This window comes from Acidaminococcales bacterium, from assembly GCA_031290885.1.
Lineage (GTDB): Bacteria > Bacillota > Negativicutes > Acidaminococcales > JAISLQ01 > JAISLQ01.
Genome location: JAISLQ010000014.1, coordinates 1 through 11,630, shown reverse-complemented (window position 1 = coordinate 11,630; position 11,630 = coordinate 1). Strand labels below are relative to the sequence as shown.

At 51.2% G+C, this 11,630-nt stretch carries 9 protein-coding genes; 2 read left to right on the top strand and 7 right to left on the bottom strand.

Translation table 11 applies throughout. The features are described 5' to 3' along the window. Positions 1–611: 611 nt before the first annotated feature. The 7 genes from LBO03_02265 to LBO03_02235 all read right to left on the bottom strand — a co-directional run bounded on the left by LBO03_02265 (position 612) and on the right by LBO03_02235 (position 10,317). A complete protein-coding gene (locus LBO03_02265) occupies positions 612–1,613 on the bottom strand; it encodes a glycoside hydrolase family 5 protein (protein ID MDR3348424.1) in 1,002 nt (333 codons plus the stop codon). After that, positions 1,613–2,851 (bottom strand): hypothetical protein, encoded by a 1,239-nt coding sequence (locus tag LBO03_02260; protein ID MDR3348423.1) that lies wholly within the window; start codon positions 2,849–2,851, stop codon positions 1,613–1,615. Before LBO03_02260 ends, LBO03_02265 begins: the two co-directional genes overlap by 1 nt. Positions 2,852–2,874: 23 nt before the next feature. Then, positions 2,875–4,176 carry a hypothetical protein gene (locus LBO03_02255; protein ID MDR3348422.1) on the bottom strand — a complete coding sequence of 434 codons (1,302 nt, stop codon included), beginning with the start codon at positions 4,174–4,176 and terminating at the stop codon, positions 2,875–2,877. A 115-nt stretch (positions 4,177–4,291) separates the two neighbouring features. Next, a complete protein-coding gene (locus tag LBO03_02250; protein ID MDR3348421.1) occupies positions 4,292–5,392 on the bottom strand; it encodes a hypothetical protein in 1,101 nt (366 codons plus the stop codon). Next, positions 5,355–7,673: a glycosyltransferase gene (locus LBO03_02245; protein ID MDR3348420.1), complete on the bottom strand. Its 2,319-nt coding sequence runs from the start codon at positions 7,671–7,673 to the stop codon at positions 5,355–5,357. The genes LBO03_02250 and LBO03_02245 overlap by 38 nt, the downstream gene beginning before the upstream one ends. A gap of 44 nt (positions 7,674–7,717) precedes the next feature. Further along, entirely contained in the window at positions 7,718–9,607 is a 1,890-nt protein-coding gene (locus tag LBO03_02240) for a hypothetical protein (GenBank protein ID MDR3348419.1), read from the bottom strand. Between the two features lie 47 nt (positions 9,608–9,654). Then, positions 9,655–10,317 (bottom strand): GDSL-type esterase/lipase family protein, encoded by a 663-nt coding sequence (locus tag LBO03_02235; protein MDR3348418.1) that lies wholly within the window; start codon positions 10,315–10,317, stop codon positions 9,655–9,657. 411 nt (positions 10,318–10,728) lie between these two features. Between LBO03_02235 and LBO03_02230 the strand changes: the two genes are divergently transcribed. After that, entirely contained in the window at positions 10,729–10,947 is a 219-nt protein-coding gene (locus tag LBO03_02230) for a hypothetical protein (GenBank protein ID MDR3348417.1), read from the top strand. A 280-nt stretch (positions 10,948–11,227) separates the two neighbouring features. Continuing rightward, positions 11,228–11,446 carry a hypothetical protein gene (locus LBO03_02225; protein ID MDR3348416.1) on the top strand — a complete coding sequence of 73 codons (219 nt, stop codon included), beginning with the start codon at positions 11,228–11,230 and terminating at the stop codon, positions 11,444–11,446. The last annotated feature ends 184 nt before the right edge of the window (positions 11,447–11,630 follow it).

The window sequence follows — 11,630 nt, the reverse complement described above, 5'->3', positions numbered from 1 at the left end:
TATTTTATTACGGTTTTTGGGGACAAAAAATTAGGGCAACATTTACTTTTGCCCCCCCCCCCCCCCCCCCGATAAAACTTTGCGCAGGTCATGCGGCGCAACTTGCGGCAGACGTTGGCAAGGGGATTTGCTCGCGAAGTTGTAACTTTTGCTGCAATAAAAATATGGAAACAGGCGCGGCAGGCAACCGCGCCTGTTTCCATATTCACGTCTAAGCTACGACAAGAGGGACAACCGGTTTGACGATGTTGAACAATGGACTTCGCGTCCGACGTCAAAAACAGTCAGCCGCCCTCTTGTCGCGGCGTTCGGTTGAAGCAAGTTTTGCCGGGTTTTTATGAACGGGCAAGTTTTTCTTTTGCAATGCGTCATAACGCAGCATAACAACCAATCATGATCAAACGTGAGGTTTGCGGCGGACAAGGCGCGAGCATGGATTGGATGGCAACAAAAGAGGTTGGATGATTATGGGGCATAAAAGCCCGTTGAGCGCAAGCAGATTGTTATTTTTCAACAGCTTGCAAGCAAACTAATTTGCTGTTTAGCTTATCCATCCCCCTATGAAAATCATGCCGGTTTCACATTAAAAAGAAAAAGATCAATTTTTTCCGTCAGTCAATCAGCGCGGACAAAATAAAATTCCTCCATTCCCCTGCCTTGGTGTCGTATGCGCCAAAGATGGAGGCAAACTCCCAGTAAGCCCAGGCAAAACCCTGTTGCTCTGCCTGCCGCCTGACCGCCGCCGTCCATGCCTTGCGCATGTGCGGCGGCGCTTTTTCATTGGCGCCAAACTCTCCCAGCAGCACAGGCAGTCCGCGCTCCTTAGCATATTGACTGACAAGCGAAAATGAATTTTTAATATATTCCAATTCAGCGTCCGTACCCAGCCAGCCAACGCTTTCGCTTTTGTCCATGCCCAAGGCTTCTTGTTTTTGCAAGGTGAATTCTATCGGCGCATAGTAGTGGAAAGTCAAAATCAAATTGCGCGCGGGCGGCAAAATCAGCCTGCTTAATCCTGCAATGGAGTTGAACTCGTCCGCCCCGACTACTATGTGCCGTTCAGGATTGCTGGCGCGGATAATGGCGACGGCATCCGCCAGGTAGTCATTCCATAGAGAACCGGACAGTTGGCCGTGCGGCTCGTTCAGCGCCTCAAAGATGAGCGCGGCGGGATAGTCCCTGTACCTATCCGCCAATTGCCGCCATATAGCAAGAAAGCGGGCATGGTGCCGATACGGTTCGTCCATTATTTCCACAAAATGGTGCAGGTCGAGAATGACATACAGACCTGCCCTGAGAGCGTACTTAATATGCCGGTCGATTTTGCGCATAAACGCGGCGTCAAGTTTATAATCAGGCGGCGCGCCGGTATAGTCGGAGAAGCGCGCCGGCAGGCGCACCAAGCCAAAACCGGCTTGCCGGATCAGCGCGAAGTAGCTATTTTTTAATTTAACGTCCCACGGTCGGCCGCGCGGCGCGTCCAGCGCGTTGCCGATGCTTATTCCCCGGTGAAAAGGCGGCACTTGCCCTTTTTCGGCGCAACAGCCCGGCACGGCGCGCAAAAACAGCAAACACACCGCCAGCAAGCTCCCAACATACAGGCTTAATTTCATTATAGCCGATCAGTTTCGGTTTGCGCCGCGTCATCGGCGCAAAAGGTAAAAAACGCGCTGTCAAGCAGACTGGGCGATAAAAAGAGAAACACATGGTCAAAGTCGCCCCCGGCAACAAAATCCCCTATTTCGCCTTCATACCATCTGGGGTCGATCAGCCAAACCTCCGAGCAGAGCAAGGACAAGAACGCGGCCACCGGCGGCGCGAAAGAATCTTTGACAAAGAGCAGTTTGGAGCCGTCGCGATTGTTCTTGTTGACGATATGCGCCAGTCCGGGATTGCCGTACAGATAGGTAAAGTATTTGTCGCCATTGTCAAAAAAATCAGCATGGCCATGATCGAGCGGCGCCAAAAGCGCGGTTTCAAACCGGCCGCTCAAGGCTTTGTCAGCGTTGTCCATGTCGGAGCGCCAGGTATAAACATAGTCGGTCTTAAACTTGGGATATATAACCGTAAAGTCGTCCGCGCCCATGTAAGCAAGCCCCGTTTTGCGCCCCATAGAACCCAGATAATGTTTTTTGTAGGTGATGAAATTGTAATTATTTTTATCAAGATAAAAGTCATCGGCAGAAAAACCATGGTTTTGCCGCAGGAATTTGGCCAGCTCGGTGTAAGCCCAGAAAGCTGTTTCTATCTGCCAGTGGTGGTCGGTCTTGAAAAAGAGCGCGGACTTGTCCGACCCGGCGCTGTCCAGCCGATCGCGCAAGTCAAAATAGTCGATGCCGTTTTTACGCAAACCGTCAAGGAACAGATCCGCCCTTTCGTTGATGTAGGTATTAGGCAGCCCGCGCTCAAAAGTGGTATACCCTTTCACGACTCTATCCAGCGCCAAGACGACCGTGAAGTTTGTTTTGCCGGGAAGCAGGCTTTTTAGTTTGACGGTTCTATCCAGAACTTTTTTGTCAAGCCAAACTTCCCTTTGAAACCAGATAAAATGACCGAAGCCGGCGGTATCTTTAGCTACTTCAAAGTTGTTTTCCTCATTTTTGTCCAAGACGCGCTGGACAAAGCCGTGCAAAGTGACAAAGGCATTGCGCCCGCGAACATTTTCGTTGATTTCATAGTTTAGTTTTTCCACGCGTTCTTTCAGGCCGGCAACGGCGGAGTCCGCCAATTGCCGGGCAAAACCATCGCGGATGAGCGGCAGGGCAAACCGCGCGTTGAGCAGGGCAAACCCAAGGTAGGCCAGCCCGGCAATCAGGGCGGCGGCACTTTTCATCCGCAAAAACTGTTTCATAAGTAGCGCCTCCGGAAAGATTTTTAAAATCTGAAGTATATGAAAGGGTTGTAGGCGCCTTTGACCAGATAGGTCAAGGACAGCAGGAATATACCCAGAATCAGCGCCGGATAAGTGCCCATAGCCAGTTTGCCCGCCCAGCCATAGTTGCCGTTTACCAGCATATAATTGAAGCGGCGGGAGACCGGCAGACAAAATAGTATGGCCGCGAGGTAAACAACCAAGTTTTCTTTGACAAACATCCAAGTGAAGTCGCTCCAAAATCCGGCAAAGCCAAACATCCCGGCGTAGTAGACGCTTGCGGCGGGCAGATTGTCCGATCGGAACAGGGCAAAGGAGATGATGATGACTAAAATGAGGTACAAATGCTTGGCGCGGGACAGACGCATCTTTTCAAAAGAAAAGAGTTTTTCGCCAACCATGCAGACAAATTGCAAAATGCCCCACATGACGAAGGTCCATTCCGCGCCATGCCACAGTCCGGTCAGCAGCCAGACCACAAAGAGATTGCGCACCAACAGGTCGAGATTGCCGACGCGCGAGCCGCCCAGCGGGAAATATACATAGTCCCGGAACCATTGGCCAAGGGTCATGTGCCAGCGCCGCCAGAATTCGGTAACAGATTTTGCGCAATAAGGATAATCAAAATTCTCCGGCAGAACAAAGCCAAAAAGCAGCCCCAACCCTATCGCCATGTCCGAATAGGCGGAAAAGTCAAAGTAAATCTGGAGTGTGTAGCTGGCCGCGCCCAGCCAGGACAGGGAGGCGGGCAGGCTGCCGAAAGCGGCCATTTCATAAATGCGGTCCGCGACAATCGCCATGTTGTTGGCGATCAGCACCTTTTTGCCCAGACCGGTAACAAAGCGGCAAAACCCTATGGAAAACTTGTGCCAAGTAGTCTTGCGGTAGAGTATCTGGTCTTCAATGACGTTATACGTAACAATTGGCCCGGCGATCAGTTGCGGGAAGAAGGCTATATACATGCCAAGGTAAATAGGGTTGCGCTGCGCCGCTACCCGCCCACGATAGATATCTATGATGTAGGACATGGCCTGAAAGGTATAAAAGGATATGCCGATAGGCAAGGCGACCAACGGCACAAGCGTTTCCAAGTAGCCGCTCGGGTCAATATTTACCAGTAAAAAATGAGTGTACTTAAAATAAAATAGCGCGGCAAGGTTGGCGGCAATGCCGAAAAACAGAAATCTCTTCTTTGTTGCCGCCTTGCCGGAACAGGCAATCAGCAGACCAAAAACATAGTTGGCGGCAATGCTGAAAAGCATGATCAAGGCATAGACAGGCTCGCCCCAGGAATAAAAGAACATGCTGGCCAAAAAAAGGGCGGTGTTCTGTAAGAAACGCGAAAAAGAAAGGACGTAGTAAATGCCCAGAATAGCAGGCAAGAAATAAAGAATAAATACTATGCTGGAAAAAAGAATACTATCCCCTCCCCGCCAGTGAATTGTGCCGGGCGTTCAAGCGCCGCCCATAGGCGTAAAACCCCAGCATTAGGATAAATAGGCCAGCCAAAGCCCATCGCATGGCGCGGTAGGATGATTCTTGCAGCCACCAGACGGACATGTCATACCCGGCCACCGCCTGTGCGGGCATGAGCGTAAACTCATTTCCCCATACATTAGGCCCGATTATGCTGACGTATTTGTAGGCGGTATTGCCGATGCGGTCTTTGGCGACGATGGTTACTCTTCCCGGCCGGGCGGAGTCGGTTACGACCAGCCGTCCGTCCGGGCTTATGGTTACCCCGGCATAGTCCGCCGCCAAGGCAAACTCCGCGCCGGCCATGGCCGGCGGCTTGTAGAAGGCGATGCTTTCCGCGCCGGCGATTGGGCGCGGCACGGCATCGTCCCCTTCCAAGACGTTTTGCGCCCGGCCGGGCGCAACGCCGCGTTTATACGCTTGCGCCCGGTTTAGCGTAAAGCCGCCAAATTCCGCTTCTATCCGCTCATTTTTTAATACAAAAAACATAATGTTCCAGGTGATGAAAAAATCAATGGGGAAATGCTTGCCCGCATAGCTCAAAGAACTAAATGGGATGGTGAGGATGCCTGCCTCGCCCGGCGAAAATTCAAACATGCCGTTAAGCGGCAGGATGCTTGTCGGCTGTTGGCCAACCGAGCCTTGCCACAAAGCGGGCTGGCCGTTGTCCACGGTCAGGGAGACCAGCGGGCTGTTTCTTACGGCAAAGTTCAGCCGCAGAACGGCGGAACCGGTGTTTTTGATGGCCAAAGACAAAGAATCATAGGCGCGCCAGTCATTGACAAGATAGTTGGAATTGGCGAAAACCACTTGCCCGGCGGACGCGTCCAGCCCGGCGGCATTTGCGGACAGGCGGTAATGGCCGGGGGCGGTTTCGCTAATTTGCGCATCGCTTATCATGCCGGGGTCTAAAGAAATCACGCGGCTTTCGTCTTGGCCGGAAAAGGCCAGCGGCGCGGCATCGGCCAAGGGACAACGCCAGCAAAGCAAGGCGGCGGCTATCAGGCTACAAGTTAGAAACTTCGCTGAACTCATTAAACTCATAGGCGATCACCTCCCGGTCAACGGGCTGGGGAACTGTCTCGCTATCCTTCAGCCATGCTTTCAGTATGTCCGCAAAGCCCGGCAGTCCGGCAAATTCCTTGAAGTTGTCGATATGGTAAATGGGCAGCCCGGCGGGATTGTTTTTGCTGAAAGAACACTCCATGCGGATCTTGCCGGCAAGCGGTATGGTCAGTTTCGCCGGCGTGCTGCCCGCAATCTCCGCCAGCAAATAGGCGTAGTTGAAATTCAGCATGCGCAGGGACGGGCCTTCCACGGGCTTCAAAACGACATTAAGCGGTATCCTCGGCAGCTTGCGGTTCAAAAACTCCTGCCGAGGGAATCTTTCCCTGATGTTATCAACAAAATCAGCGCACAGGCTGGTGGCCGGCGACAATTCCGCCGGCAGGGTGGGTATGCGGTCAAAGACAATGCTGTAAAGGGCGTTTTGGTTGGCAAAATCCAGCGCCCGGGTGATGCGGGCGGCATATTTATAGCCCTTCCCAGTTTTGACTACATTTACGATCTGAAATTTCACCCGGCTTTCATAGCGCTCTGTCCGCAAAACCGCGTCCAGTTCAAGGTCATCCGGTATGTAATGCGGAAAGTCCAGCAGCAAGGAAAACCCATTTTCCGAAATATCGGCAGTCTTGGCCTGCATATTTTGACCGGCCCACGACAGCTCACAGTCAATGGCGGCAAAATAACGCTCGCTGGTGCGCTTGATCTCTCTTCCCAGCATGAAGAATACCGCCATAGAAGTCGTGTAAAAATTGACCAGCAGCCAAAACAATATGACAATGTAAGAGGTGCTGCCGGTCACAAACATGTCGCGCAGGCAGCTTGCTATGCCAACCAAACTCAGTAGCGAAAAGATGATATGCGGTATGGCGTGTTTGCGTTGATAGCTGCGGTTGCTCTCTCTGCCGCCGTCTTTTCTGGTTACGGAAAAAGTTTTTTGCCTGATGCCGAAGGTTTCCAGAAAAAGCGCGGGCAGAAGGGACGGGAACAAAATTGTTTCGTAAATTATCGACCAGCGGGAATTTCTGATGTTGCCGGAAAGTTTTTTTAAGGTATAGTCTTGCAGTACATAGGCGGGCACCGCGAAAACCATTACTTCCCAGAAGGAGCATTTGAGGGCGGGGACAGAAAAGACAGCCAGCGCGATGGGCGAGATGATATAGGCCAGACGGCGCAGCGACGAGTACCAGTAAGAAAAAGCCGTCCAGTACGAAATCCTTTGCTCCAAGGTAAGGCCGCTGATAAAGAGGAATTTAAGTTTGTATAATGTCTGTATGCAGCCGCGCGCCCAGCGCTTTCTCTGGTTGATCAGACTTTTCAAGTCGCCGGGGGCAAGGCCGGAGGCCACAATTTCCGGGATGGCATAGGACAGGTAGCCGTTTCTTTGAATCATCAGCCCTGTGGCAAAATCTTCCGTGATAACGCCGGTAAAATAGCCGCCCGCCGCTTGAAGGGCTTCACGGGACAAGACCGTGTTAGATCCGGCATATATGACAGAGTTGGTCTTGTTGCGGGCAGTCTGCACATCGCGGAAGAAATAGTCCTGCTCATCCGGGATTTTCGCTTCGGAATAAAGGTTATACTGGAAAAGGTCGGGATTATAAAAACATTGCGGAGTCTGGACAAAGCCCACTTTTTTGGCGGGCAGCCCCTTAGCCTGCCGTTCGGCCGCCTCTTGGGGCGAAACGTAAAAATACGGCACCGTGACGGTCAAAAAGTTGTGCATGGGAATCATGTCGGCGTCAAAATTGGCAATCAGCGGCGATGTTGAATGAAGCAGCGCGTTGTTGTAGTTGCCCGCTTTGGCGTCTTTATTGTCGGCGCGGGTGAGGTGGCGCACCCCCATAGCCGCGCACAGCGCCTTTATCTCCTCGCGCCGCTTGTCGTCGCATACATAGATGTGGACTTTCTTTTTATCTATGTAGTCCATGTTCAGGCAGCCGTTGATGGTTTTGCGCAGGAGTTCCGGCGGCTCATTGTAGGTAGCGATGAAAACATCCACCTCGGGATACCATTCGGCGGGCGGGCTGGGCTTTTCAGGCACAAAAATATTTGACAAGCTTCTATAATGCTCAAATACTTCCAATGTGCCGAAAAGCTCCATAGACACAAGATATACTCCCAACAATGCGGCGGCAATCCCGTCAGACCAACTTGGCACGGTAAAGATAATGCGCCAAGCCATATATATTGTCGACACAATCATCGTAACAATAAACAACCCACGGTATTTTTCGAATTTCGGCGTTTCTTTCTTGTCCATGTTAATCTCCTCTTGACATGTTTATACCTCTTGAAAAAACAAAACTACAAACTTTTGGTTAACAATAAAACAGCAGAATAGCCTTTGTATCTTGTCGCAGGCTCACCCAAGCTGGAAACGCCGTCCTTCATCCAAAAACAGCGCAGGTCAAAGGACAAGTTGAGCGAAGAATTGATACGGCGGTCGTAACCAATGCCAACGGTATATTTCCGGCGGCCCATGACTTGTGTGTAATAACTCTGCGGATTGCCGTAAGAGTCGTAAAAGCCGCGGATGCCGCCAAAGCGCGAGCCGCTTGTCCGCATGACATCAAAGGCGGCCCGCAGCGTCCGGTCGCGGCCCAGGTGCTTGCTCCACATGATGCCGTAAAAATCAGTGCGGGAAGCGTCAGAAAGGGCAAAGGAAGCATTGTCCTTGCTCTGCGTCTGCGGCCAATAATACAGCATCAATTCTTGGTCGGCGGCAATTTTGCGGTTGAAAGTGATTTTGTATTTCCAAGCGTTTTTAGTATTGTAAGAGAACCCATTTCTGAACATGCTGGTTTTGTAACTTGTGCTGTATATTTCAGCGACAAGCTGCCATTTTTCCTCGGCGTGCTGATAGCGCAGGAAATTGTTCCACTCCCGGCCCGGTTTTGTGGCATCATTGGTTATGTCCCTGGTCTGGTCGAAGTAGCGGCTGAAATTATAGCTTGTGCCATAAGTCCATTTGTCATATTTATAAGGCAGCCAGTTGATTTGCAGTCCCGGCTGGTATTGCCAGCCGCCGCCATAAGACTCCAGCTCAACCAAGTCGCCGGGCATCCGGGCATTGCTTTGGTAAGTTCCTAAGGCGTTTTTGCCTGTCGGCAGATTGAGCCCGAAGGAATATTCCAGATAAAACTTTTTGTTAATATTCTGGCGCATGCCCAGATACAGGTATATATCGGTCATGCCGGCAACCGATCCGCTGCCGTAGGAGTTCTGCGCTCTGCCCAGCGCGTAATTAGTGGCTACGCCTAAAGAGAGATTTTTCCAGGCGCTCCAGATGCCCAGCGGGAGCAGAAACTGTTGTCCGCTGCTGCCATTTTGCCCGCGCCAGTTATAATATTTTATTCCGGTGGGAAAGCCGCTATAGACGGGCGGATTTTGCACACGGTAAAAAAATGATTCCCGTTCTTTGATGGCTCCGGCATGTCTTTCCTTGGCCTCGGCTAAATATTGGGCATAGCCGGCCTCGGCCTCGCGCGCCCATCGTATTGTTTCTTCGGCCTGGCTGCAGGCTATTTGCGCGGCAACTGCTTTTTCGCTCTTTTCCGTTACAAGCGCCGTCAGTTGCAGATGGCTTTCTTCAAACGCACGGAGATGTTGCGCCGCGAGATCGGCTTCTTCCCTCGCCTGCCGGAGCCTGCCCCATTGCAAAAAATGCTCCTCCGGCGCGCCGGGCGGATTGCCGCCGGTGCGATAAGACTGTTCGGCCAGCTCCTGCAAATATGCTTCGCGTTCATTTAATTCTTGCGTGATCTTGCCAAGCCGCTCATGCGCCCGTGCCAGCTCCGCCAAGAGCTTTTCCCCTTCGGCGGCATCACCTTCATAGCGCTTTTGCGCCAAGGACAACTCTTCCTTCGCCGCGGCGCTCTGAACTTGCGCCGCCGTCAAAGCCTCCGTAGCTTTTATCAGTTGGCTCTTTGCCGCTGCGTGCAATTCGCCGGCCTTCTCCACCTCGGACAAAGCAGTTTCTGCCTGCGTGGACAGATGCGCGCGGTAGCTTTCTGCTTCCTGCCGCTGTTCGCCGGCCCGGTAATCATTCTTGGCGTTGGCAATAACTTGCTTGGCTTCAGACGGAGCGGAAATGGCGGTATCGGCATATGCCAAGATCGGCAGACGCGCAACAAGCAGATACAAGAAGAGGGGCAGTATGCCGCTGCCGCGCCGCAATGATGCCTTTTTCCTCACAGGTGCCTCCTCCAAAACAAAATATCGTAAATTGCGCGACCGATGGCTTAGACCTTGTTTTTCACGGCATTCAGCCAGACTTGATAGCCGTTGGCATTTAAGTGTATGCCGTCATTTGTATAGGAAAGATCTAACTGGCCGTCTTTGAGAAAAAGCGGATATAAATCAATTACCGTTATATTGTCCGCCGCATTGGCCATATTTCTGATGCGCTCGTTAAACGCGGCGACCACTTCATTATTTATGGACACTTTCAGCAAATAGTTATTTATGGGCAGCAATGTTTGCAGATAAAGTTTGCAGCGCGGCAGTTTAGTCCGCAAAATGGCGACAATTTGCTCATATTGTTTTTGCGTCGCCTGGGGTTGCGCATAAACGCAAAGGTCGTTTATGCCAATAAGCAGAAAAATACTGGCAGGCTGCAAGGCGACAATATTGTCCAGCCTATTCAGAACGCCGTAAGCCGTATCCCCGGCTATGCCGCGATTGACGATGTTTGCCCGTTTGCCCGTCAGCAGCTCTGGCCATTCCGCAAAATCGGTAAGGCTGTCGCCGAGAAAAACCACGGTATTTTTGCGTTTTTCGGTATTTTGCGCCATAAATTCAAACAAAGAAACTTTATCCTTGTAATAAGGCATGTAAACGGCATATTCGCCTGGCGTGCCGGGTGGAGCGGCGGCAGGCTCCGATTTGGCACAGCCGGGCAGCATTGGCAAGAGCGCCAAGCACAAGAAAAAGCCTATTGCGAAAATCCTTTTCACTTTCTACCTCGCAACAATAATAATCAATAAAACTGCTCCGCGACAAGACTACGGAACCTTGGAGTTAATGGCGCGCCCCAATGCGCGCAACTTTAGGCACAAAAAGACTCCGGCTTTAAAAAACGAGTTTTGCAATGCAATAAAAGGACAAAACGACATGAACTGACAATTGGAGAATGGGAAGGGCTGGAAAGCTTGATGCCGCCGAAAGCCGCAAGCAAGGGCGGCCGACATCCCCGGAGCTTCAAAACCCGTCCGATGACATGCGGAAGAAGATCAAAGGAACCAAAGCAAGCTTCATTTCCGGGGAACGGGAAAACAATCCGGCGCAGCGGCGCAAGTTGCTGCCAGAGGCTGTCTTTGGGCGGTTTGTGGGCCCAAGTCAACAGAAGTGAAAAACTGTTGACCGAAATCGAAGTTGATAGGCAGCACACAGGCGGTAAATTGCTATTTCCATTTTTGCCGCGTTATAGATCAAATAAAAGAACGGGCGCGGGAAACCCCGCGCCGCGTGGCAAAGAAAAATTGCCGGGTCAACAGTTTTTCACTTCTGTTGACCCGGCGGTTGTGTTAAAATGAACATTGTTCGCAACGCGCAAAAAACTGGCGCATCGTAAATGTTGACATTCATAATGTCAACATTGTTTTTCCTTATTCATAATGTTAACAATGTTTTTCCTTTAAGTCAATAATTTTGGAAGAAAGGGGTGGCTTGGCATGTCGGCGGCAACCGATCCTGTCAGGAAAAAAAGCGATATTAAAAAAATGGCCGCTTGCTTAATGAACCAAGGCCAGCTTCCTTCCCGGGGAACGGGAAAATATCCGGCGCAGCGGTGCAAGCTGCTGTCGGAGGCTGTCTTTGGGCGGTTTGTGGGACAAATCAACAGAAGTTAAATATTGTTTACCGAAACCTAAGTTTATAGGCCGCACACAGGCGGTAAATAGCCATTTCCATTTTTGCCGCATTTATAGATCAAATAAAAGAACGGGCGCGGGAAACCCTGCGCCGCAGGGCAAAGAAAAACTGCCGGGTCAACAGTTTTTAACTTCTGTTGACCCGGCGATTGTGCTAAAATGAACATTGTTTGCAGCGCGCGAAAAACTGACGCATTGTGAATATTGACATATATAATGTTAACAATGTTTTTCCTTTAAGTCAATAATTTTGGAAGAAAGGGGCGGTTTGGCATGTCGGCGGTAACCGATCCTGTCAGGAAGAAAAGCGACATTAAAAAAATGGCCGCCTACTGGCGGCAAAAAGG

What these genes read in the sequence shown, in the direction of transcription:
- LBO03_02265 (MDR3348424.1), bottom strand. Translation starts at nt 1,613, where the DNA reads ATGAAATTAAGCCTGTATGTTGGGAGCTTGCTGGCGGTGTGTTTGCTG.
- LBO03_02260 (MDR3348423.1), bottom strand. Translation starts at nt 2,851, where the DNA reads ATGAAACAGTTTTTGCGGATGAAAAGTGCCGCCGCCCTGATTGCCGGG.
- LBO03_02255 (MDR3348422.1), bottom strand. Translation starts at nt 4,176, where the DNA reads ATGTTCTTTTATTCCTGGGGCGAGCCTGTCTATGCCTTGATCATGCTT.
- LBO03_02250 (MDR3348421.1), bottom strand. Translation starts at nt 5,392, where the DNA reads ATGAGTTTAATGAGTTCAGCGAAGTTTCTAACTTGTAGCCTGATAGCC.
- LBO03_02245 (MDR3348420.1), bottom strand. Translation starts at nt 7,673, where the DNA reads ATGGACAAGAAAGAAACGCCGAAATTCGAAAAATACCGTGGGTTGTTT.
- LBO03_02235 (MDR3348418.1), bottom strand. Translation starts at nt 10,317, where the DNA reads ATGCTGCCCGGCTGTGCCAAATCGGAGCCTGCCGCCGCTCCACCCGGC.